At 54.3% G+C, this 22,646-nt stretch carries 20 protein-coding genes; 14 read left to right on the top strand and 6 right to left on the bottom strand.

Annotated elements, in window-relative coordinates; translation table 11 throughout:
- Positions 1–15 precede the first annotated feature (15 nt).
- Together proC and F1381_RS12475 are read left to right on the top strand one after the other, a co-directional pair.
- Positions 16–825, top strand: coding sequence for a pyrroline-5-carboxylate reductase (gene proC / locus F1381_RS12480; protein ID WP_151735183.1), 810 nt, complete (start codon positions 16–18; stop codon positions 823–825).
- Positions 825–1,589 (top strand): VOC family protein, encoded by a 765-nt coding sequence (locus tag F1381_RS12475; RefSeq protein ID WP_151735182.1) that lies wholly within the window; start codon positions 825–827, stop codon positions 1,587–1,589. Before proC ends, F1381_RS12475 begins: the two co-directional genes overlap by 1 nt.
- A gap of 113 nt (positions 1,590–1,702) precedes the next feature.
- Here the strand turns inward: F1381_RS12475 and F1381_RS12470 are convergent, their stop codons facing one another.
- The 3 genes from F1381_RS12470 to F1381_RS12460 all read right to left on the bottom strand — a co-directional run bounded on the left by F1381_RS12470 (position 1,703) and on the right by F1381_RS12460 (position 6,090).
- The gene (locus F1381_RS12470) at positions 1,703–2,545 is read right to left on the bottom strand and encodes a sugar ABC transporter substrate-binding protein (RefSeq protein WP_151735181.1); all 843 of its coding nucleotides are present in this window, start codon (positions 2,543–2,545) and stop codon (positions 1,703–1,705) included.
- A 148-nt stretch (positions 2,546–2,693) separates the two neighbouring features.
- Entirely contained in the window at positions 2,694–4,286 is a 1,593-nt protein-coding gene (locus tag F1381_RS12465) for a response regulator (protein WP_151735180.1), read from the bottom strand.
- 1 nt (position 4,287) lies between these two features.
- The gene (locus tag F1381_RS12460) at positions 4,288–6,090 is read right to left on the bottom strand and encodes a cache domain-containing sensor histidine kinase (protein WP_246188005.1); all 1,803 of its coding nucleotides are present in this window, start codon (positions 6,088–6,090) and stop codon (positions 4,288–4,290) included.
- Between the two features lie 262 nt (positions 6,091–6,352).
- Between F1381_RS12460 and F1381_RS12455 the strand changes: the two genes are divergently transcribed.
- From F1381_RS12455 to F1381_RS12430, 6 genes are all read left to right on the top strand, one after another.
- On the top strand, positions 6,353–7,387 hold the full coding sequence (locus F1381_RS12455) for an ABC transporter substrate-binding protein (RefSeq protein ID WP_151735179.1): 1,035 nt from the start codon (positions 6,353–6,355) through the stop codon (positions 7,385–7,387).
- An 87-nt stretch (positions 7,388–7,474) separates the two neighbouring features.
- Positions 7,475–8,986, top strand: a complete 1,512-nt coding sequence (locus F1381_RS12450; protein WP_151735178.1) for a sugar ABC transporter ATP-binding protein — start codon at positions 7,475–7,477, stop codon at positions 8,984–8,986.
- Positions 8,987–8,992: 6 nt separating this feature from the next.
- The gene (locus F1381_RS12445; protein WP_151735177.1) at positions 8,993–10,030 is read left to right on the top strand and encodes an ABC transporter permease; all 1,038 of its coding nucleotides are present in this window, start codon (positions 8,993–8,995) and stop codon (positions 10,028–10,030) included.
- Positions 10,020–10,985: a galactofuranose ABC transporter, permease protein YjfF gene (yjfF, locus tag F1381_RS12440; RefSeq protein ID WP_151735176.1), complete on the top strand. Its 966-nt coding sequence runs from the start codon at positions 10,020–10,022 to the stop codon at positions 10,983–10,985. Before F1381_RS12445 ends, yjfF begins: the two co-directional genes overlap by 11 nt.
- A 96-nt stretch (positions 10,986–11,081) precedes the next feature.
- A complete protein-coding gene (locus F1381_RS12435; RefSeq protein ID WP_246188004.1) occupies positions 11,082–12,116 on the top strand; it encodes an ABC transporter substrate-binding protein in 1,035 nt (344 codons plus the stop codon).
- Between the two features lie 289 nt (positions 12,117–12,405).
- Positions 12,406–14,265, top strand: a complete 1,860-nt coding sequence (locus tag F1381_RS12430) for a carbohydrate-binding protein (protein ID WP_425495270.1) — start codon at positions 12,406–12,408, stop codon at positions 14,263–14,265.
- A gap of 107 nt (positions 14,266–14,372) precedes the next feature.
- On the opposite strand, the gene F1381_RS12425 is transcribed toward F1381_RS12430, so the two are convergent.
- The 3 genes from F1381_RS12425 to F1381_RS12415 form a co-directional block, all read right to left on the bottom strand.
- Entirely contained in the window at positions 14,373–14,960 is a 588-nt protein-coding gene (locus tag F1381_RS12425) for a DUF2812 domain-containing protein (protein ID WP_151735173.1), read from the bottom strand.
- A gap of 2 nt (positions 14,961–14,962) precedes the next feature.
- Positions 14,963–15,286, bottom strand: a complete 324-nt coding sequence (locus tag F1381_RS12420; protein WP_151735172.1) for a PadR family transcriptional regulator — start codon at positions 15,284–15,286, stop codon at positions 14,963–14,965.
- A gap of 244 nt (positions 15,287–15,530) precedes the next feature.
- Complete coding sequence (locus F1381_RS12415) at positions 15,531–16,364, bottom strand: MurR/RpiR family transcriptional regulator (protein ID WP_151735171.1); 834 nt, start codon at positions 16,362–16,364, stop codon at positions 15,531–15,533.
- Positions 16,365–16,544: 180 nt separating this feature from the next.
- Here F1381_RS12415 and F1381_RS12410 point away from each other — a divergent pair, with 180 nt between their 5' ends.
- From F1381_RS12410 to F1381_RS12385, 6 genes are all read left to right on the top strand, one after another.
- The gene (locus F1381_RS12410) at positions 16,545–17,420 is read left to right on the top strand and encodes a DUF8171 family membrane protein (RefSeq protein ID WP_151735170.1); all 876 of its coding nucleotides are present in this window, start codon (positions 16,545–16,547) and stop codon (positions 17,418–17,420) included.
- Complete coding sequence (locus F1381_RS28805; protein WP_246188003.1) at positions 17,413–19,365, top strand: ABC transporter ATP-binding protein; 1,953 nt, start codon at positions 17,413–17,415, stop codon at positions 19,363–19,365. The genes F1381_RS12410 and F1381_RS28805 overlap by 8 nt, the downstream gene beginning before the upstream one ends.
- Positions 19,352–20,185, top strand: coding sequence for an energy-coupling factor transporter transmembrane component T family protein (locus tag F1381_RS12400; protein ID WP_151735169.1), 834 nt, complete (start codon positions 19,352–19,354; stop codon positions 20,183–20,185). Before F1381_RS28805 ends, F1381_RS12400 begins: the two co-directional genes overlap by 14 nt.
- A 34-nt stretch (positions 20,186–20,219) precedes the next feature.
- Positions 20,220–21,005: a PHP domain-containing protein gene (locus F1381_RS12395; protein ID WP_151735168.1), complete on the top strand. Its 786-nt coding sequence runs from the start codon at positions 20,220–20,222 to the stop codon at positions 21,003–21,005.
- Between the two features lie 300 nt (positions 21,006–21,305).
- Positions 21,306–22,145, top strand: a complete 840-nt coding sequence (locus F1381_RS12390) for a DegV family protein (protein WP_151735167.1) — start codon at positions 21,306–21,308, stop codon at positions 22,143–22,145.
- A gap of 51 nt (positions 22,146–22,196) precedes the next feature.
- Positions 22,197–22,604, top strand: a complete 408-nt coding sequence (locus tag F1381_RS12385; RefSeq protein WP_151735166.1) for an LSm family protein — start codon at positions 22,197–22,199, stop codon at positions 22,602–22,604.
- The last annotated feature ends 42 nt before the right edge of the window (positions 22,605–22,646 follow it).

The raw sequence follows: 22,646 nt of genomic DNA, 5'->3' as shown, positions 1-22,646 counted from the left end.
AGGAAGTGGGCTGAAGTGACGAAGCAAAAGATTCATTTCATCGGCGGAGGACAGATGGCGGAAGCGATGATCCGCGCCTGTCTTGCCAATGGTACCATGTCGGCTGACCAAGTCAGTGTAACGGATATTAATGAAGGACGCCTGCAGCTGTTGAATTCGAAGTACGGTGTAGATACGGGAAGCACGCAGGAGCAGGGACTCGCTGCAGCAGACCTGATTGTCATTGCCGTTCGTCCCCAGGACGATCTGGCTCAGCTGGGACAAACTGTACAGCAATCCGCTTCAGCGGATGCCGCTATCGTATCCATTGTAGCAGGGGTAACCATTGCGCAGCTCGGCGGTTATTTCGGGGCGGAACGGGCGATCATCCGGGTCATCCCGAACACCTTGACCGATACGGGCTACGGGTACAGCGGAGTGACGCTGAATGCACACGCTATGCGTGAGCAAGTCGAGAGCTTCCTGCTCGGCTTCGGCAAGGTACAGTATCTCGAAGAGTCCTACATTGATATCTTCACCGGCTTCGGCGTGGCTGGACCGAACTATATCTATTATTTCATTGAATCCTTTACCGATGCCGGCGTTCTTGCCGGACTGCCGCGTGAACAGGCTTGGCAGGTAGCGCTGGAGAACATGATGGGTGCGGTCAAAATGCTGCAGCAGACCGGCCTGCATCCACGCCAGCTGCTGGATATCAACAATTCCCCCGGCGGCGTAGGCATGCACGGCTTGTATGAGCTGAATAACAGTGACTTCGCAGCCGGACTGCAAAGAAGTGTGCTTGCAGCGGTAAAGCGGACCACTGAGCTGGGAGTGAAAAAATAGTGGCGGAGCTAATATGGGATCATTTAGTGCACTATATCAATGATCTGGATCAGCCGGTGGAACAGTTCCGTGAGCATGGCTTGATCGCTTTCAGAGGCGGCTCGCATACGAGCTGGGGGACCTATAATTCCTTAAGCTACTTCGGGTTAACGTATATCGAGTTTCTGGGGATTGAAAATCTGGAGCTCGCGAAGGCCACGGAACATAATGTCGTAGTGAGAGATGCGGTTCACGTTCTGCCGGAGCATGAGGTCTTAAGCCGGGTCGTCCTGCGCACGGATGATATCGAAGCCGTGGAAGCATCCTTGAAAGCAGCTGGCTTGGCCCTGTCGCCGATCATCGACGGCAAGCGTCTGGACAACGAAGGCCGGTTAATCGAGTGGCGGATGATGACCATAGACGGAGATTTTCAGGGCCTCGTCTATCCGTTCATTATCCAGTGGAGCGGAACCGACCTGGAGCGGCTGCAGCGCCTGACCGAATCCGGAGTTATCCAGCCTCATCCTGCAGGGAACACGGACATGGTGAGCGCGGTATTCCGCGTCTCCGATCCGGCCGCCGCCGCTAAGCATTGGGGAGAGCTATTCGGGCTGTCTGTTGCCGAATCAGAGGGCGGCAGCTATTCGCTTCAGATCGGCGAGCAGTCCTTTGCTTTCGTGCAGGGCGATGAGAACCAGTTCAAGCAGGTGGTTTTTGAGACGGATTCGGCTGAGCTGAAGGGGAAGACGATTCAAATCGGCGAAGGCGAATATGTATTTGGTTAGAGAATAAAAGCTGCATGGCAAAAGGAGCACAGCATATGCTGGTGCTCCTTTTGCTTTTAGGTCGCTGGGCTATGCAGGAACGGGAAGGCTTCCTCGGAAGCTCTTTGCAGAGCTTAACTGGAATGATCATGATCGGCGGGTACGGGCGACTCCCCGATAATGGTGATGTTTGTGTCTATCCATTGAGGTGATTTGATGCGGCTGGACCTTAACAGAAGTGTATTAATGATATCGGCTCCCCAGTTCTGTTCGTTTTGCGAAATGATCCGGGTGATCTGTCCGTTGTCCAGCGCCTGTGCCAGGGAGGGCGTAAAGCCAAGAGCGATGTTATATCTCGTAAGGCCCTTGGCTTTCCAGACCAGCACAGAGCTTGAGCTGGAGACAAAATCCAGGTTGACCAAGGCGCTGAAATGGGGATGATCCGTGATCATTTGCTCCAGCTGAAATGCAGCAGATTCCTCATTGCCATCATTATGACGGATTTCAAGGATATCAATTTCCGTATGCTTTGCTAAATACTCCTGCAGTCCATTCAGCCGTTCCCCGTATCCAAGCATATGCGGCATTCCGGACTCGACCAGAATCATGCCTTTTCCGCCCAGCAGGCGGTCCACGGTCTGCCCGATCACGGTCCCGGTCTTCCGGTTATCGGCACCGATGAAAGCATCCCGGTTGCTGTCCGGCGAGTCGGACTCAAAACAAACCACAGGAATCCCTTGGGATACAGCTTTGTTGATCACGCTGACGAGAGCCTTGGGGTCCACCGGGGCAATCGCAATACCGTCAACTCCCCGTTTGATCATCAGCTCCATGAAACGGATCTGCTGCTCCAGATTCGCTTCATCGGGAGCCTGCACCAGCAGCTGAATGTTATGATCTTTTGCCGCTGCCTCGGCTTTCTCCGTAACCATTTCGTAAGTGGCATTCACCATGGGATAGATAATGCCGAAGGTCAATTGCGGCCTGTGTTTGGTCTTGTCCGGGAATCTCCGGAAGTTTGGGAGGGCGGGTCGGTGGCGCCGGCAGAAGGAAAGCAACCACTGAGCAGAATACCCGCCGTCAGAAGGAGCATTAGAACCAGTCTAGTCCTGAAGCGGGGCGATTTCACCAATCTTCCGCCCCTTTACGGGTGAAGTGAAGCCCATCCTCTGATTGTCCGTGCTTCCGGTATTCCATCGGAGTCATCCCCGTTACTTTTTTGAACAGATTGGAAAAATAATGCTGGTCATTGTAGCCTACGCTGAACGCAATCTCAAACGTTTTGTGTCCTGTTGTCTTAAGAAGCTCCTTTGCTTTTCCAATCCGCGTGGCGGTCAGAAATTCAGTGATGGTCTGCCCCGTCTCCTGGCTGAAAATCTTGCTCAGATGGCTGGAGCTGACGCCGACCTGCCTGGAAATCCCGCTAAGGGACAGCTGTTCATTGTCATAATGCTCCCGGATATAATGCCTGACCTTGTCAATCAGCTCCCGGTATTTATCGGAGCCTTCGGACCGCCATTCCCACAGCCGAACAAACAGGCGGTTCAAATAGACCAGGCATTCGTCTGCACCCGCAATATTCTGTATCTGCTGCTGCAGCTCTTTAATGATGTCAGCAGGATTGGCGGCTGTACGAAAAGAGGATTTAGCGGTCTGGACCAATTCCAGAGTGATATCGTTCAACAGGTAATAGGCATATATGGATTTCCAGTTCAGGGCCTCAAGACCGGGAGCGAACTGCAGCAGGAACTCCTGAGCGTGCCTTGCATCACCCAGCTTCAGAAACTGCACGAGGCGGCCCCGGTTCAGCAGTACACTATCTGTAGAAGGATCAAAGGAAGCATCCAGCAGTGCCGCTGCATTTTGTCTCGTCATCTGTTTGAACATCCGGTCATTCTCGGCTTCCAGATAGGAAAGATGGATGCCCTGAAGGCGTTCCTGTGCGCCGCCTATACCGGCGGACAGCTCGCATTCATAAGCCGCTTGCAGCTTCTGCTTCAATGTACTTGAAATCGTTTCCAGCTTGCTGCCTATTTGCTCCGGATCATTTCCTTTACAGATCAGCACGATTTCATTTCGGCTGCGCTTAAAGGTGAAGCTGCCCGGAATCTCCTCCAGGAGGCCGGACATCAGTGCTGCCGGGCTTTGCGGCTGAAGCTCAGCGTGCTCTTCCTTCCAGGAGGGATTCCAGGCAAGGATGGCCACTCCATAATAGGCCGCTGCCAGAGCCAGACCCAGCTGTTCCGCTGATTCTATGGCAGCAGCGGGACTGATCAGGCCGCCGCACAGCTCAGCGAACAGCTTCTCCGGGGTATAGGCAGACTTTTGTTTGAGCAGCTGCTCCTCATCCATTCTATGGCTGACATGATGAAGCAGCTGCAGCAGGTCGGAAGCACTGAACGGCTTCAGACAATAATCCTCGACACCGAGCCGCAGGGCAGTCTGGGCATACCGGAAATCATCATGCCCGCTGAGAATAATGATCTTAATCTTCGGAAATTTCTGGCGGACGACCGAGCTTAGCTCCAGGCCATTGATGAAAGGCATCTTGATATCGGTAATGAGGATATCGGGAAGCTGTTCGCTGATAATAGGAAGGGCCAATTCCCCGTCGGGGGCGTCACCGCAATAGATAAAGCCTTCTTTCTCCCAGTCCACGCATTCCCGGATGCTCTCACGGATCAGAATCTCATCATCGACAAGCATAACCTTCTTCATATCAGTCCCCCCTGTTCTTGGGAATGTACACCCTGATTTGCGTACCCGTGCCTTCGGAGCTGTCGAGCCGGATGCCGTATTCTTTGCCGAAATACAGCTGCAGCCGCTGATGAACGTTCTGGAGGCCGAAGCCGCTCCGGGCGGTGTCGGCATCCTCCGACTGAATGGGCAGCTCTATTTGTTTCCTGAGCAGCGCCAGCCGCTCCTCGGAAATTCCGATCCCGTTGTCTGAGACAGTTAGCACAACAAAATGATCTTCCGGATACCCTGACACCGTGATCATTCCTTTGCCTCTTTTATTCTTAATTCCATGATAGAGGGCATTCTCGACCAGGGGCTGCAGCGTCATGTTCAGAATCGGATAGTCCTGCAGCTCATCGGCAACCTCGATCCTGTATTCCAGTATGTCACGGTAGCGCATCTGCTGGATTATCAGGTAGCTTTGCGCATGGGCCAGCTCCGTGCGGATCTGTACCCAGTCGCGGCCTTTATTGAGACTGAGCCGGAAAAAATCAGACAGCGCTTTCACCAACCGGATGACGCCGTCGCTTTTTCCGGCCTCGGCCATCCATATAATCGAATCCAAGGTGTTGTATAAAAAATGCGGGTTAATCTGCGCCTGAAGCGTCCGCAGCTCGGCTTTCTGCAACTGCTGCTGCTCCCGGATACTTCTCTCCAGCAGCACTTTGATCTGCTCCAGCATAATGTTGTAGCTTTGTCCCAGGTCGGCAATTTCGTCATTGCCTTCAGGCTTTACTTTGGCTTCCAGATAGCCGCTTGCGGTTAGCCGCATTTTGTGCTGCAGCTGCTGTATGGGCCGGGTCAGCCGCATGGTCAGCAGATAGTTCAGCGTAATCGCAAATATGATGCTCAGTACCACACTGACGATAATGAGCTGCCTGATCCGGTTGGCCTCGGCCACGATCTCTTGAAGAGGAGCCATGCCAATGATCGTCCAGCCTGTCGCAAGGGAGGAGGTATGGACGATGAAGCGGGGCGCGCCGGCGGTCTGCAGCACAAAGCTGTCGCTTCGTTTCAGTTGCGGATCAGGTATCCTTGTGCTGTGAACCAGGGCCGAATCCGGCTTACTGACAGGAGGCACATAAATCGGATTGCCCTGCTGGTCGAGCAGATAGAAGAAGCCTGTTTTTCCGATCGTTACGCTGTCGCAGAATTCCTTAATGAACGAGTCCTTCAGGTCAACGATTACATATCCGATGACCTCATGGGTGATCTGCTGCTTAACCGCTGCCATGATGGAGATGATTCCCTGGTTCCCGTATGTGAAGCCATCGACCCTGTCATAGGTGGAGAACGGGGATGGCGGAATTCTCAGGATGATATCAGGATTCATGGCCAGTGTCTGGAAGTGGGGATTGCGGAGCGGGTTCATGTTGGACTGAAAGATCCCCCGGCGTTCGCTGATGCCTTTGCCATACAGGTTAATCAGGCTGATGTTGAGAACATCCTCATATTTGTAGGTGTCCCGGTACAGGCTGAATGTCCGCAGAATGTCTTTGGCCTCCTGATAGGTTTCCGATTGTGTGAACAGGAAATGGATGACCTGAGGATTATTGCTCAGTTCCAGGAGCCGTTCAGTATCTTTGAAGAGGTTATCGATGCTCATTCCCAGCATGTCAGCCTGCAGCATGCTCGAAGCTTTGCTATGACTGGAAATCGAGCGGTAGGATTTCTGGTAGGAAATGAGGCCGACCGTAATCAGCGGTATGGTGGATAACACAATGAACAAAGCCAGTAGTTTTGCCCTCAGACTGGAGGTAATCCAGCGTTTGATCCGCATCATCAATGAACCCTTTCTCAAGAAACCTAATATATCCTTTGTAGATAGTTTATAACAATCCCTGTGTGCCGGGAAGGGAAAAAGAAAGCGCAAACAAAATTTGCACATTAAAAATAAAAAAATACACCAAGGCAGGTTGCAGGCAAAAAAAACGAAAGAATAGAAAACAAACGCCAAAGGCTCTCCGTATAACGGCATTTTGAAAGCGTTTTATAATGAGCGCAACACCAGCATATGGTGACAGCCAAGGGGGAGGAAAATACGGATGAAGAAACTCGGGAAAATGGGAGCTGTGCTTGCGCTTACTCTAACTGTGATGATGCTTGGAGCTTGCGGAAACAATGGCGGCGGGAACACTGCGGCCAATGAAACCGGAAAGGCTGCAGAGGCATCGGGGAATGGCGGAACCAAGACAGAGGCCAAGGATATTACGCTCGGCTTCTCACAGGTCGGCGCAGAGAGCGGCTGGCGAAGCGCGAACACCAAGTCGATTCAGGATTCGGCCAAGGAAGCAGGAATCACACTGAAATTCTCGGATGCACAGCAGAAACAGGAGAATCAAATCAAAGCCCTTCGATCATTTATCCAGCAAAAGGTTGACGTCATTGCCTTCTCGCCGGTAGTGGAATCCGGGTGGGATACGGTACTGAAAGAAGCCAAGGATGCAGGTATTCCGGTAGTTCTGACAGACCGCGCAGTGGATTCCAAGGATACGTCACTCTATGTGACCTTCCTGGGCTCGGACTTCGTGGAGGAAGGCCGCAAGGCAGGCCAGTGGCTGTCCGAGCAGTACAAAGATGCCTCAGAGGATATTAACATCGTTGAGCTGCAGGGGACTACCGGCTCGGCACCGGCCAATGACCGTATGTCCGGGTTTGCCGAAGTAATTGCCGGCAATCCGCATTTGAAGATGATTGCCTCACAGTCCGGTGATTTCACCCGTGCCAAAGGCAAGGAGGTCATGCAGGCGTTCCTGAAGGCGAACAAGGACATTGATGTCCTGTATGCCCATAATGATGATATGGCACTGGGGGCTATTCAGGCTATAGAAGCGGCAGGGCTCAAGCCGGGCGAGGATATCCGAATTATTTCTGTCGATGCCGTCAAGGACGGAATGCAGGCGGCCAGCGAAGGGAAAATCAACTTCATTGTCGAGTGCAATCCATTGCTTGGACCGCAGCTGATGCAGGTGGTGCAGGACGTGGTGGACGGTAAACAGGTGGAGGCCCGGATCGTGACCGAAGAGTCGACGTTCACCTCCGAGCAAGCCAAGGAAGCGCTGCCTAACCGCCAGTATTGATTACAAGAGTAGTACATTCCCACTCCGCGGGCAAAGCGCCTGCCGGAGTGGGTTCTATCTCGCAAGAAAGAGGAGTGGACGGAGAAGATGAGCACGCAGAAGCCCATATTGCAAATGACGAAGATTCATAAGCGGTTTCCGGGCGTCAAGGCGCTCAGTGATGTGAATCTGCGCCTGTTTCCGGGTGAGGTTCATGCCCTTATGGGGGAGAATGGCGCCGGCAAATCAACACTGATCAAAGTGCTGACCGGCGTTTATTCGATTGATGAAGGCCGAGTGGAAATGGAAGGCATGCCCATTACGCTGCACAGTCCCCTGGAATCGCAGGCTGCCGGAATCAGTACCGTGTATCAGGAGGTGAATCTGTGCCCCAATTTGACCGTAGCGGAGAATATATTTATAGGAAGAGAGCCGCGGAGATTCGGCCGGATTCTGTGGAAAGAGATGAACCGGCGTGCCGCTGAACTGCTTAGTGAGCGGATGAATTTGCAGATTGATGTAACCCGGCCTCTGCATACGTATTCAGTAGCCGTCCAGCAGTTAGTTGCGATCGCCCGGGCTTTAAATATTTCAGCGAAGGTGCTGATACTGGACGAACCGACCTCAAGCCTGGATCAGAAGGAAGTGGAGCAGCTGTTCCGGATCATGAGAAAGCTCAAGCAGGACGGCTTGTCCATATTGTTTGTTACGCATTTCCTGGATCAGATGTATGAAATCTCCGACCGGGTGACCATCCTGCGGGGTGGTGAATTTGTCGGCGAGTATATGGCTGAGGAGTTAACCCGGCTGGAGCTGGTCATGAAAATGATCGGGAAGGAGCTCCATTTGCTGGAGGAGCTGCCGAGCCTGGCGGAGGCGGATCAGCATACGCTGGGCGGTGAATGGATTAGAGCCGAAGGCTTGGGCCGCAAAGGCGGGATCGAGCCGTTTGACCTGGCGATTCGCCAGGGGGAGGTGGTCGGCCTGGCGGGCCTGCTCGGCTCAGGGCGGACGGAGACGGCGCGCCTGTTCTTCGGTGCGGACAAACCGGACTCCGGAAGATTGACGCTGCCGGAATCCGCTGGCACGGTTCGTTCTCCCCGTGAGGCCATCAGAAGGCGGATCGCCTTCTGCTCCGAGAACCGCAAGACGGAGGGGATTATCGGAGATTTGACGGTAAGAGAGAATATAATTCTTGTACTACAGGCTAAATACGGAGCCTTTAAGGCCATTTCCCGGAAGCGGCAGGAGGAGATTGCCGGGGAATATATCCGCATGCTGAACATCAATCCCCCTAATCCCGATCATCTGATCAAGAATCTAAGCGGCGGAAACCAGCAGAAGGTGCTGTTGGCCCGCTGGCTTCTCACGGAGCCGCAGCTCCTGATCCTCGATGAGCCTACCCGCGGGATTGATATCGGGGCCAAGGCGGAAATTCAAAAGCTGGTGCTCTCACTTTCCCGCCAGGGAATGTCATTCCTGTTCATCTCGTCCGAACTGGAGGAGGTGCTGCGCGTCAGCGACCGGATCGCCGTCCTGCGGGACCGCCGGAAGGTAAAGGAAGTTACCGGCAAGGATATGAGCCAGCAGCATATTATGCAGTCGATTGCAGGAGGCTGACCGACCATGGGAAGATTAGTTAAACATCATTTATTCTGGCCACTGTGCGTGTTGGCCGCATTATTGTTATTTAATCTGTGTTATTCACCGGATTTCTTCACCATCACCATGCATGACGGCCATTTATATGGCAGCCTGATTGATATCCTGAACTTCGGCTCGCCGCTTATCCTGGTGGCAATCGGGATGACACTGGTCGTCGCCACCAAGGGCATCGACCTGTCTGTCGGTTCCATCGTTGCAATATCAGGCGCTGTGGCCTGTCTCAGCATCAGCAAAGGTCCGGATCAGAATTCCTTGGTGCTTATATTGATCTCCGTGCTGCTTGCCGTCGGATTATCGCTCGTCTTGGGGTTATGGAACGGACTGCTGGTCTCTGTAGCCGGTATTCAGCCCATTATCGCTACACTGATACTTATGGTTGCAGGACGCGGGATTGCCCAATTGGTTACCGGCGGCCAGATTATTACTGTAACCAGCGCCAAATATGCATATATCGGCTCCGGATCACTAGCTACCCTGCCATTCTCCATATTTGTCGTGATCCTCGTCCTGCTCATTGCCCTGCTTACCCGAAGAACGGCGCTGGGCCTGTTTATCGAATCCGTGGGCTGTAATCCTACTGCAAGCCTGATGGCCGGCGTCCGGGCGAAATGGGTTATTCTGTCGGTGTATATCTTCTGCGGTTTATGCGCAGGCATTGCCGGGTTGCTGCTCAGCTCCAATGTCTCCAGTGCAGACGGCAATAACGCCGGCCTGTGGTATGAGCTGGACGCTATTCTGGCGGTTGTCATCGGGGGGACGTCCCTCAATGGCGGAAGGTACTATCTCACAGGCACCGTCATCGGGGCGCTGATCATCCAAACGCTGACCACAACCATTTATATGATCGGTGTACCCCCGGAAATAACACTGGTCGTCAAAGCCTTCGTGGTTCTGGCCGTCTGTCTGATCCAGTCGGATTCGTTCCGTGCCGCTTTTGCCGCCCGCTGGAAGACGCGCCATTACCCCGCAGAAAAGGAGATCACCCGTCATGTCTCTTAACCGCAAATACATCCCGATTGTTGTTACCATTCTGCTGTTTCTGGTTATGTTCGCAGCTGGTTCTTTCAGATATACCGGATTCTTCTCCCTTCAGGTACTGATGAACCTGCTGGTCGATAACGCCTTTCTGCTGGTGACTGCTGTCGGCATGTCTTTTGTTATCCTGTCGGGGGGGATTGACCTCTCTGTCGGATCGGTCATTGCCTTGTCGACGATGATCTCTGCCAGTCTGGTGCAGCAGCTGGGCTGGCCGCCGCTGGTCGTCATTCCGCTGGTGCTTCTGATGGGCGCTGCCTTCGGGAGTGCCATGGGCGCGATCATTCATTATTTTAAAATACAGCCATTCATTGTTACGCTGGCGGGGATGTTCCTGGCGCGGGGGTTATGCTATGTAATCAGCATCGATACGATAACTATCGACCATCCGTTCTACACGGCTGTCGCCCAGACCAAAATTCCGTTGCCGGGCAGCAGTTTCCTTTCCATTAGCGCTGTTATAGCCCTGATCGTGGTCGCTGCGGCAATTTTTACCGCCCACTATACCCGTTTCGGGCGCAATGTATATGCGCTTGGAGGCAATGAGCAATCCGCCCTGCTGATGGGACTTCCCGTCGCGCGGACCAAGGTGCTGGTCTACACGTTAAGCGGATTCTGCTCGTCGCTCGCCGGGGTTGTATTTACCTTCTATATGCTGTCGGGATATGGGCTGCATGCGGTCGGCTTTGAGCTCGATACGATTGCGGCTGTTGTCATTGGCGGCACGCTGTTGACCGGAGGCGTAGGGTATGTGCTCGGCACTTTCTTTGGTGTGCTGATTCAAGGGGTGATCCAGACCATTATCAGCTTCGAGGGGACACTTAGCTCCTGGTGGACCAAAATCGTCATCGGTCTGCTGCTGTTTGTATTCATCCTCCTGCAGCGGGTGCTTACCTCGGGAAGCCCCGCCCGGAAATGATAATAAGCAAAGCCTGCATCGGGAGACAATAACCATTTGTTTCCTGATGCTTTTTATATATAATTGTAATCGCTAACAATTCTGGAGGGGATGCCGATGAAAATGGGGAAATGGTGTCTGGTCCTGCTGCTGCTCCTGTTAAGCGGCTGCTCATCAGCAAATACTGGGCAGAGGCAGATCCCGCTGCGTACTGCGGCCCCCGCGTTAAGCGGACAGCTGCTTGACGAAGACGGGCCTGCGGCGGCCAAACGGATCGTGCTGGGCTTCTCGCAGCTAGGTTCGGAGAGCACCTGGCGGGAGGCCAATACTGCTTCGATTCAGGAAGCCTCCGCAGAGGCGGGCATTACCCTTATACTGAGGAACGCCGAGCAGGACCAGCAGAAGCAGTTTGACGCCATCCGTTCATTTATCGACAGCGAAGTCGATATCATTGCGATTGCACCTGTCGTACAGACAGGCTGGGAAGCGATCCTGGAGGAGATCAAGCTGGCCGGGATTCCGGTTATTATCCTGGACCGTTCGGTCAATGTGCAGGACAGCTCACTCTACGTTACTTTCATAGGCTCAGACTTTTATGAGGAGGGGGTGAAGGCGGCAAAATATATGATTGATAAAATGCGTCATGATTCCGGTGTGATTACTATTGCTGAATTGCAGGGTACAGAAGGTTCGACGCCGTCGATTGACCGGGGGCGGGGCTTCCGCAAGATGATCGAGGACAAACAGAATTTCCGGATTACGCAGAGCAAGCCTGCAGGCTTCACCAAGAGCGGAGGACGGGAGGTTATGCGGGAGTTCCTGCAGCAGCCGGAAGAAGAGTGGCCTCAGGTACTGTATGCCCACAATGACGATATGGCGATTGGTGCGGTTGAGGCCATTGAAGAGGCGGGGCTTAAGGCCGGAAGTGACATCATCATTATTTCAGTAGATGGAACAAGACGGGCGTTCGAGCAGATGATCGAAGGCAATATTAATGCTGTAGTGGAGTGTAACCCGCTGCTTGGTCCGCTGCTGATGCAGGCTGCTAAGGAGATTATGTCGGGCCGGACACTGCCGAAGAGAATCGTGCCGCCCGAGGACATTTTTACCCAGGAGCTCGCCGGCATGGAAGTGGAGAACCGCAAATATTGAAGGGAAGCAGGCGGAAATAAGAGGTCTGCTTTCTTTTTTTGGGAAATCTAACAATTGCGCAAAAAATTAAACTTTTCAAATAAAAATCTACATTGTTCCACAAATGTAATTATAATATGATGTTTTCGAGTAACAAATATTAGAAATAATATAAATTAATACAAGAACGAAGGGTGGGAAGGTGAAGCAAGGTATTTATGTCTTTCTATTATGTAAACGATTACAATTATGATCGGGAGGTATTTGGATGAAAAAGATCGCAGCTATTCTATTAACGTTTATCGTATTGATGGGTTGTATGCCCATCATGTCTGTGTTCGCTGCCAACAGTGCAATTGCCAAGCAGCCGGGGAAATCCAATCCGCTCATGGACCATAAGCTGGGTGCCGATCCCTTCGCCCTGACCTACAATGGCAGAGTCTATGTGTATATGTCCAGCGATGCTTATGTATATAACAGCGACGGCTCGGTAAAGGACAATGATTTCAGCGTCTTGAACAAAATCAATGTCATCTCTTCGGCGGATATGGTGAACTGGACGGATCATACGCCCGTTCCGGTTGCCGGAGCCAACAATTCAAATAATGGTCAAGGTATTGCCAAATGGGCATCACTCTCCTGGGCCCCTTCCGTGGCGGTGAAAAAAATCAATGGCGTTGACAAATTCTTTTTGTATTTTGCCAACGGTGCCTCCGGGATCGGCGTGTTAACGGCTAACTCTCCGGTAGGTCCATGGACTGATCCGCTAGGCAAAGCGCTGGTTACGACCAGTACAGCCGGGATGTCCGGCGTTACCTGGCTTTTTGACCCGGCCGTATTGGTGGACGATGATGGAAACGGATATCTGTACTGCGGGGGAGGGATACCGAATACCTCTGATCCCGCATCCATCGCCAATCCCCGGACAGCCAGAGTTCTGAAGCTGGGCCCCGATATGACCAGCATTGCCGGAAGTGCAACGACCATTGACGCGCCTTATATGTTTGAGGATTCGGGAATCCACAAGTACAACGGCAAATATTATTATTCCTACTGCATTAATTTCTCCGGCACTCATCCGGCAGCTTATCCGGCAGGCGAGATCGGCTATATGGTGAGTAACAGTCCTACAGGCCCTTTTACGTATGTCGGCCATTTCCTGAAGAATCCGTATACCTTTTTTGGCGTCGGCGGCAACAACCATCATGCCGTCTTTAACTTTAACAATCAGTGGTATGTGGTGTATCATGCGCAGACCGTCAGCAAGGCGCAGCTTGGAGATGGCAAAGGCTACCGGTCACCGCATATCAATAAGCTTGTCCATAATGCCGACGGCACGATCCAGGAAGTTCAGGGAAATATGGACGGCATCGCCCAGATTGCCAATCTGAATCCGTATACCAGGGTCGAAGCCGAAACCATTGGCTGGAATGCCGGCATCGGAACCGAGGCAACACAGGCAGCTGGCGGACCGGTAAGCAATATGAATGTGACGAATATTCACAATGGAGACTGGGTTGCTGTAGGAAATGTTGACTTTGGTAGCGGCGGAGCCAAGACTTTTAAAGCGAACGTAGCTTCGAGCACCGGCGGCAAAATCGAAATCCGGCTGGACAGCGTGGCAGGAACGCTCGCAGGAACGCTTAATGTCCCTTCTACGGGCGGAACACAAACCTGGAAGGAAGTTGAAACTGCTGTCAGCAACGCGACGGGAGTTCACAGGCTGTTCCTGGTATTTACCGGATCAGGCAGCGGCCAGCTGTTCAATTTCGATTACTGGCAGTTTGCAGCAAATGCAGCCGGCACAGGAAACCGGGTGGAAGCTGAAGATATGACCCTCAGCGGGACTTACGCCGGGAAGATTACTTCTCCTTTCAATGGAGTTGCCCTCTACGGGAACAATGATGCCGGTTCATTCTCACAGTATTTCGCCTACGACACCCATACGATCTCGATCCGCGGGGCATCCAGCAACTCGTCAACGGCCAGAGTGGATTTGCAAATCGGGGGTACGACAGTAGGTTCCGTTTATTTCACCGGAACTACACCTACGGTCCAGACATTGACCAATGTGGTCCATGGCACCGGAGCCCAGGAGGTCAAGCTGATTGTGACCACAGATAACGGAACCTGGGACACTTATGTGGATTATATAGAGTGGAGCTTATGAGACGATAAGCTTCCGCATCGTCTTGTACCGGTTCATCCATCTACGCTGATGTTCCTGACAACGCTATGAGAAGGAGGCTGCTCAGTGAATGAGCAGCTCCTAATCGGTTATTCGCTTAACTTCCGCTCCTTCTTCAGGCGGCGGAGCGACCTGCGCACAGCAAACACGTTGAAATAAATGATAGAGGCGATCACAAGAAGCATGACTGCGTAGAATAGGGCCCAAAAATACGGATCATTGATGGAGAAGAGCTCCCGGGACCAGCCGGCATCAGCGGCATGCAAGGACCAGGAAATCCCGCTGACCAGGAACCCGATCAACATCAACAGGGTTACTGTATTGGAGATTGAGGTGATACGCTTGTAATGCCTCATTTTGGAGTCGAGATCGGAATAGAGCTCGAAGGCCCCTTCACGGGCCGGTCTGCGGAAGTAAACCCATCTGCGGACGGAGCCGACGTGTTCGATGCCGGTCTCCTCCATAAACTTGATATAGGCAGTACACTCCGGGTGGGTGGGGGGATAGTCCAGCAATTCCAGTCGATAAGTATATTTGCCGGGATTATCGTCTTCGAAGGTGAATTTAAAGCCCGCGACACCTGTAAGCATCATCCCCTTGGCAGCCATGGCATTCAGCCAAGCCTCTTCTTTCTCATGCTCACCCAGAGAGAACCACTTGTAACAGTTATACCTCATGGCTAACGACCTCCCATAATTCTGCTGCCATTGTCCACCAGCTCTTTCAGGCGTTCTACTTCCGCCCGGGCCGCTTTCCGGCCCCTGTCCGTAATTTCGTATTCCTTCTTCCGGGAATTGCCCTCCCCGGGCAAAGCTGCAATCCAACCGCGTTCCACCAGGTTATTAATGGCCCCATACAAGGTTCCCGCCGCCAAAACGACCCGCCCGCCGCTTAACTGCTCTACATTCTGCATGATGCCATACCCGTGCATGGGTTGATGCAGGGATAGCAGGATATAATAGACGGCTTCGGTTAAAGCCGCATTGCTTTTATCCGCGGGCATTCCGCACCTCCTTTATCGTCTCCCGTTATAACGGTAGACGATATATTTATTATAACGGCAGCCGATACAGTTGGCAAGGAGGATTTACCAAATAGGACAGTTCTTCAGAACTCGTAGCCAGAATATACCGTCAGAGCTACTGCCAGCACCGGCCGACCTTCCCTCTGATCCTGCGGATATCATCCGGTTTGTTATTCATCCTCGTCATAAGGCTCCTGTCATTAACACCCTTCTGTGCTAAGGCTCAGCTCCGCGGCAGCTTTCCGCCAAATCTGGCCCGGAGCTGCTGGAGCTTCTCCAGCTTGCGCAGACTGCGGTCCTTATGCAGCAGCCCGACGCCGAGAATCAGGTTCTCGACGATATAGGTCGGTCCGACCATCGAATGGAATTCCCACACTTCACCCCGCCCCGCATACAGCACAATATCGGCATCCTGGGAGCGCGGAAAGACGAGCCGGTCGGTGATCAGGATAATCCGGTAGCCCGCTTCTCTGGCATAATCCAGAATCACCTCCGTCTCCGGCAGCAGCTGCACGAATCCGAAGACGACGACGACATCCTTGGCTCCGGCATGCAGCAGCGCCTCCAGCAGCTCGTGGCCGCTTGCGGCCATCTTTCGAAGGACAAGCCCATAACGGGCCATCCGGTAAGCCATCAGCTCGGCCAAGCCGGCACAGGGGCCGGGACTGTAAATATAGATCTGCCTGGCACCGGCCAAAGCGTCGATGGCTTCCTGCAGCAGCGCTTCATTTAAATATTTGCCGGTCTCCTCCAGGTGGTGGGAGGTGATTTCGAGCAGCTTACGCGGAAGGGAGCCGCCGTCCGTCCGCTGCATGGCATCGCGCATCTTCTCCGAAGGGGTCGATTCGAAGCGGAAGCGCAGCTTGCTCTTGAAATCCTTGGCATGCTTGTATCCGGCCGCTTTCCAGAACCGCGAGACCGAGGCGATGCTGAGGCCCAGCTCATCGGCAATTTCCTGCTCGGTCATATACAGAATCCGCTGCTCATTCTTGGGAATGAAATCGGCGAGTATGCGCTGGTTGGGGGAGAAAGGACGGGTATTCCAATCTTTGTACATCGGGCGTTCCTCCTGCGTCGGTGGTGTTGCCCCCACTATAGCCCTTGAGTGTGATGTAAATATTTTTACAACGTTAAAAATACTGAAAAAATTATTACCCTCCCTTAACAATCGGGAAAAGCTGTGCTGACATGCGCTCTCTATACTGAGAGTAAATTCCTGGAGGGGGCCGATTCGCTAATGAGTACGTTAAAAACGCGTTACACACTGACCCAATCGCAAAAAATGATGATTTTTGTGCTGTCCATGTCGCTGTACGGACTGTCCAACATGTTCACGGAGCTGATCCCCAGTCTGCAGCTGGGACCGATCGAGCTGTCGGTTGAGTATTTCGCCTTCATCCCGCTGACGCTGTGCATGCTGTTCCATCCGCTCTATGCGGCTGTAGGCGCTGCGGTCGGAGAAATTATTTTCGGTGAGCTGATGCTGGGGCAGTTCGGCGGTCTGGGTGAGCTGGAAAAGTTCATTACCTTCTCGCTGGCCATGTATACAGCGGGCCGCATGGTCTCCGATCCGAAGAACCGCCGCCAGGTCGGCGTTGCGGCCATCACCGGTGTAGCGATTCATCAGTTCTTCAGCTCGGTCATCGACATCGTGAAGGTGTGGGTCGGCGTCGAGGAGCTGGAGGCGGTGCAGGGTCTGGCGGAAAGTGTTGTACTCATCGAAGGCGTCAGCTTTCTGAATGATGTGTTGTTCTCGGGTATTCTGTTCGCGCTGCTGCCGACGCTCTATCTGGTACCCCGTCTCTATGGCAAAATCGAGCCGCTGCTCGGCATGAAGCCGCGCGGGCGCAATATGCAGTACGCGGCAGGCGCCTGGCTGTCGCCAAAGCTGGTCATCGTCGGCACCCTGCTTGCCGCCGCAGCGCTCGGCGCGGAGCTCATGTCCGAATCCGGCTGGAGCATCGGCGAATTCGAGCTGGCGGGCGCAGAGTCAAATGAAGGCAGCCTGATCTGGATCAGCATCGCAGCTGCGGCGGTCCTGGCTGCCGCCATTATCCTGATCCTGCGCCGCACCGCCCGCAGGCGGCAGGAAGCGGGGCAGCTTGATGGCTAATCACATTCTGGAACTGCGCGGCGTGTCGTTTACGTATCCGGGGTCGGAGACGCCTGTACTTCAGGACGTATCGCTATCGCTTACGGAGGGCGATTTCGTGGCGGTCATCGGCGGCAATGGCTCCGGGAAATCGACGCTCTGCAAGACGTTCAACGGACTGATTCCCCATTATTACACCGGTGAATTCGCCGGCGAGATCATTCTGAACGGTCAGTCCGCGGAGGGGAAGACGGTCAGCCAATTGTCGCGTCATATCGGGTACGTGTACCAGGATTTCGAGAACCAGCTGGTCCGGCCGACCGTGCTGGACGACGCCTGCTTCACGCCGCTGAATTACGGCCTGGCCGATTACCGGCAGCGGGGCGAGCGGGCGCTGGAGCTGACAGGCCTTACCGGCAAGCGGCATGATTTCATCTGGCAGCTCAGCGGCGGGCAGAAGCATCTGCTTGCCCTGGCCGGGGCGCTGGCGATGGACCCGGACATTCTGGTCATCGATGAGCCGATCTCCCAGCTCGACCCGCAGCATGCCCGGCACATCTATGACATCCTGCGCGGCCTGAACGAGCGGCTGGGCAAGACGGTTGTGGTCATTGAACATCATACGGAGTTCATTGCCGAATACTGCCGCAGCGTCGTGCTGATGGACGGCGGAAGGCTGCGCTGGCAGCGCCCGGTGCGCGAGGCGCTGTCCGCCGTAGACGAGCTGCTGCCGCTCGGCATCTATCCGCCCGATGTCACCCGGGCGGCCTGGATGCTCCGCCCCGGCGCTCCGGCGGGGACGCTGCATCCGCTGAGCTGCGAGGAGGCGGAAGGCCGCTTTGTGCGGCGTGATGCGGGGGAAGCGGCACAAGGGATCAAGCGTGCGGGAGCGCAGACAACAGAGCGCAGGATAGGGTATATGGAAGAACGACAAGCAGGACTCGTGCAAGAGAATCAGGGAGGGCATGCAGCAGAGCAGAGTGCAAAGGGTGCAGAAGAACAAGCGTCTGAGCACGGCTTAAAGGGTGCAGGCAATCATCCGGCAGAGCGCACGGTTCTGCGCTCGCAGCCGGATTCTGCCCCCGCTATGGCCGGCGGGCAGGCACCCGTCGTGGTCATGAATAAAGCCGGTCTGGCCTACCGGACCATTCACAAGACGGTGCAGCCTGTGCTCCGTGAGGTTTCGCTGACGCTGCAGGCAGGCGAATGTGTAGCGCTCGTCGGCAACAACGGTGCCGGCAAATCCTCGCTGATGAAGCTGATCGCCGGGATCGCCCAGCCGACAGCAGGAACCGTCACCGTTAAAGGAATCACGGTGAACGGACAGCCGCCCGAACGCCTGGCGGGAACCGCCGCCTATGTATTTCAGAACCCGGAGGACATGTTTATCGACGATTCGGTCCGCGGCGAGGTGTCGTACTATCTGAAGGCGCGGAAGCGAGCGGACATGGCCGGGACGGTGGAGCGGATCCTCGCTGCTTTCCGCCTGGAAGAGCTGGCCGAGCGGGATGCGCGGCTGCTTAGCGGCGGCCAGCAGCGCCGCGTCTCGCTGGCCATTGGCGCAGCCATGGCTCCGGCGGTTATGCTGCTCGATGAGCCGACCGCCAATCTAGACATATCCACGAAGCAGGAAATGATCGGAGTGCTGCACACGCTCCGCAGCCATGTGGAGACGGTCGTCATTGCGACCCATGACATGGCGCTGGTGGCGGAGTGGGCGACCCGGGTCATCGTCATGCATGAAGGGCGGATCATTGCCGATGGCAGCAAGGAGGAGGTCTTCGCCGACGCGCTGCTGCTGCGGCGAGCCGGACTGACGGAGACGCAGCTGATGAGGCTGAGCCGCCGCCTGGGGCTGCCGCAGATCTGCTGCAGTCTGGAGGAATTCACGGAGGCAGTCGTGTGGAAAGAGGCTATGGAACTTAAGCACGAAGAGGAAGGAGTGGCGCTAAGTGGAAGCCGTTAAACGGGCACTCGACAAGATTTCCGTCGAGCGCATCAAGCTGGAGCTGCTCGGCAATGCCTACAACAGCAGCAGCACTGTTCTGGGCCGGCTGGACCCGCGTACGCTGCTGATCTGGTATTTGTTCTTTGCCATCGTCCCGTGGTTTGTGCATAACCGGACGATTCTGCTGGGCATGTTCATCTTGATGGCGGTGTGTACGGTACTGTCACGGGCCAGTACGTTTATTATCTTCATCCTTTGTCTGGGGCTGATCACCCAGGTTGGCTGGATGTTCCTGCTGTCGCTGTTCTTCGGCGGCGGGGGCGAGTCTCTGCTGCCGATGCTTACCCTGACGCTTAAGCTGTCGGTGATATCGCTGGCCAGCATTACCGTGTTCTCCAGCCTGGACCCTGAGCGGCTCAGCGACGGACTGTCTGCGCTGGGCGTTCCTGACGCCTTTGCCTTCAGCCTGTCTTACGGCTACCGCATTCTGCCGACGCTGCTGGAGGAGTTCCACCAGATTCTGCTGTCGTTCCGCCTGCGCGGGCTGCGCCCGCAGAAGAACGGTTTGTTCTATTGGCGGACCGCTGCCTACTATATGCGCATCATCGTGCTGGTCTTTTACCCCCTGATGCTGAATACGGCCAAGCGTTCGCGCACTACCGTCGAAGCGCTGGAGACACGGGGCTACACCTACGCCGTGAACAATCCGCAGGTCAAGAAGCTCAAGCTGTCCTACATGGCGCTCAAGCCGCGCGACTGGATGTTCGCAGGAATCACCGCGCTGTATCTTATTGCCCTGTTTACCCTGGGCATGGCTTATCCTGAACTGGTCTATTAATCCGGCACCATACCTACAAAGGAGAGAAAACGCGATGAATATCGATTTGCATACACACGGCAAGCTGTCCAAAAAGTCTGTCTTTGATCCGGAATATTTCCGGCAAATGGTGTACGAAGCCAAGGAGAACGGGCTCGATGCCTTGGCGCTGACTGAGCATTTCAACACGCTGAATTTCTTCGGGATGTACGCTGCGCTGGATGAGATGTATCCCTACAACGGGCATTACTACGATGCAGCAGGTCTGAAGATTTTCCCCGGCATGGAGGTCGACATCGCCGAGACCGGGCATATCCTCCTCATCGGACGGAAGGAGGAGATTCTGGAGGTCCGGGCCGCGCTGGAGCCGTATACCCGGGAAGGACATTTCATTCCTTTCCGCCAGCTGCTGGATCTGGCCGACAGCCGCGGCCTGTGGAAGATCGGCGCCCATCCGTTCCGGCGTTCCACCCCGCTGCATCACCTGAGCACGGAGCTGCTGGTGCGGCTGGACGCGCTCGACTTCAACGCCAAGGATATTTATGTGCAGGGCGAGGAAGCATACCGCGCGCTCATTACCCCTTTTGCCGCTGGTCTCAGACTCCCGGTGATCGCCGGCAGCGACAGCCACCAATGCCTGCAATACGGCAGCGTTCTGAACAAGCTGGAGGTCTCCTGTGAGACGATGGAGGAGCTGCGTGCCGCAGTCAACCTGGGTGCGTATACGCTGGAGGTATCTCACTGTCTGCCGGTGAAGGTGAAGGCTTCCGTCATGATGAAGAAGCTGCTGAAGCAGATGCGCGGCGAAGCCCCGTCGCGGGATGAGGAGTATTCGATGTAACGTTTGGGAGGCCACGTTTTGGATGTGGGTTTTGAGCTGAAGCAAGCTGCGTCTGGCATGTATTGCCGCGGCTTGTTTTTTTTGCATGAGGCAGACCCGGCCGGTCGGAGCTGCTGTTTCAGAACCCCTGCTTGTGCGTGAAATATGTCTATACTGCAAATGAAAACCGCATAATATTTGGGGCTAAAGACCATTTATGTCACCATGCACAGAATCCTCATTTTGGCAAGTTATATATCATACTATTTGAGCCCCGGCAGGGTGGATATAATGGGGTAGAATTGAAAGGAGAGCGCCCTGATGACCATCAAGATTATTACGGACAGCGGTTCCGACTTACCTCAGGCTTACATTGACCAATATGATATCGGCATTGTCCATCTGCCCGTCCATTTCGGGCATGAGCTGATGCCGGCAGAGACGGATACGAAGGAATTTTATTCCCGGATGGTGGCATCCAAGGAGCTGCCTACGACAGCAAGCCCCAGTCCGCAGGAATTTGTAAATACATTTAAGCAGGTGGAACCGGGAAAGGATATCCTGGTCATCAGTATGTCGTCCAATATCAGCAGCACGTATCAAGCCGCGTTAATCGCCAAGGACATTTATGAGGATGAAGGGAACGGCGGCAACATCGAAGTGATCGATTCGCTGAACTTCTCAGGCGGACTGTCCCTTATTGTAGCTTTGGCTGCGAAATGGGCAAGCGAGGGCATTAGCCTGGCTGAACTAAAAGCAAAAGTGCTCGCACAGATTGAAGATGTGAACGCATACTTTACGCTCGATACGCTGGAAAATGTCATTAAGGGCGGCCGGCTCAACCGTTTGTCCGGAGCGGTGGCTTCAGTGCTGAACATTAAGCTGCTGCTCAAAATCAGCGACGAAGGCAGAGTAGAGGTCGTGGAGAAGACACGGGGCCTGCCGAAAGCGCTGAACCAGCTGCTGGCCAAGCTGGATGAGAAACAGCATGATTATGAGCAGGCGGTTATCGCTATCGTTCACAGCAATTGTGAGAAGCTGGCGCTGGAGATTCAAGAGCGTATTCTGGCGAAGCATCCGTTCAAGGAGGTATTGTTATCCAGCATGGGACCTGTTATGGGCACCTATGCCGGGGAAGGCGGCATCGGGGTTGCTTTTTAAGGTGAAGTAATCCGGATATTGCCGGTAGCGGGGCGAGGAGTGCACCATCTGATGGGCATCCGCATAGAATGGAGCAAAATCGATTTTCTCGGAGGTTCAATAATCATGTCGATTTATTCTCCAGATGTGCGGGCTTCGATGATTTATCAGGCAGACCCCGATGCCGCCAGGCATTATCACCATGTCCGCAATACGCTGCACCAGACCTGCAAGCCGTACCTGAACCACAAAGTAAAAGTACAGACGCATGACGGGAATACGCATGAAGGTATTCTTGCCGGCATGGACAGCAAAAATGTGTACCTGTTCATTACGGTCAGCACCGACCAGGTCCGGGGATTCTACAACCCCTATTACAAGCCGTACCCCTATCCGCCGTATCCATATCCGGGCCCGGTAAGCGGTAATGCCATCCTGCCGCTGGTGCTGTATGAGCTGCTGGCCATTTCGTTGTTGTAGCTGTTCAAATATTTAGCTTTCCCGTGAGAGCCCGCGTCTAGC

It is taken from the genome of Paenibacillus tengchongensis, from assembly GCF_008973665.1.
In the GTDB taxonomy this organism is placed as follows: domain Bacteria; phylum Bacillota; class Bacilli; order Paenibacillales; family Paenibacillaceae; genus Paenibacillus_AQ; species Paenibacillus_AQ tengchongensis.
This window is presented reverse-complemented; position numbering and strand designations above follow the sequence as displayed.

Excerpts from the sequence above, each read along its gene's own strand:
- F1381_RS12450 (WP_151735178.1), top strand. The coding sequence starts at position 7,475 with ATGAGCACGCAGAAGCCCATATTGCAAATGACGAAGATTCATAAGCGG.
- F1381_RS12430 (WP_425495270.1), top strand. The coding sequence starts at position 12,406 with ATGGGTTGTATGCCCATCATGTCTGTGTTCGCTGCCAACAGTGCAATT.
- F1381_RS12395 (WP_151735168.1), top strand. The coding sequence starts at position 20,220 with ATGAATATCGATTTGCATACACACGGCAAGCTGTCCAAAAAGTCTGTC.
- F1381_RS12445 (WP_151735177.1), top strand. The coding sequence starts at position 8,993 with ATGGGAAGATTAGTTAAACATCATTTATTCTGGCCACTGTGCGTGTTG.
- F1381_RS12460 (WP_246188005.1), bottom strand. The coding sequence starts at position 6,090 with ATGATGCGGATCAAACGCTGGATTACCTCCAGTCTGAGGGCAAAACTA.
- F1381_RS28805 (WP_246188003.1), top strand. The coding sequence starts at position 17,413 with ATGGCTAATCACATTCTGGAACTGCGCGGCGTGTCGTTTACGTATCCG.
- F1381_RS12415 (WP_151735171.1), bottom strand. The coding sequence starts at position 16,364 with ATGTACAAAGATTGGAATACCCGTCCTTTCTCCCCCAACCAGCGCATA.
- F1381_RS12385 (WP_151735166.1), top strand. The coding sequence starts at position 22,197 with ATGGGCATCCGCATAGAATGGAGCAAAATCGATTTTCTCGGAGGTTCA.
- F1381_RS12435 (WP_246188004.1), top strand. The coding sequence starts at position 11,082 with ATGAAAATGGGGAAATGGTGTCTGGTCCTGCTGCTGCTCCTGTTAAGC.
- F1381_RS12425 (WP_151735173.1), bottom strand. The coding sequence starts at position 14,960 with ATGAGGTATAACTGTTACAAGTGGTTCTCTCTGGGTGAGCATGAGAAA.
- F1381_RS12465 (WP_151735180.1), bottom strand. The coding sequence starts at position 4,286 with ATGAAGAAGGTTATGCTTGTCGATGATGAGATTCTGATCCGTGAGAGC.
- F1381_RS12455 (WP_151735179.1), top strand. The coding sequence starts at position 6,353 with ATGAAGAAACTCGGGAAAATGGGAGCTGTGCTTGCGCTTACTCTAACT.
- F1381_RS12420 (WP_151735172.1), bottom strand. The coding sequence starts at position 15,286 with ATGCCCGCGGATAAAAGCAATGCGGCTTTAACCGAAGCCGTCTATTAT.
- F1381_RS12390 (WP_151735167.1), top strand. The coding sequence starts at position 21,306 with ATGACCATCAAGATTATTACGGACAGCGGTTCCGACTTACCTCAGGCT.
- yjfF (WP_151735176.1), top strand. The coding sequence starts at position 10,020 with ATGTCTCTTAACCGCAAATACATCCCGATTGTTGTTACCATTCTGCTG.
- F1381_RS12410 (WP_151735170.1), top strand. The coding sequence starts at position 16,545 with ATGAGTACGTTAAAAACGCGTTACACACTGACCCAATCGCAAAAAATG.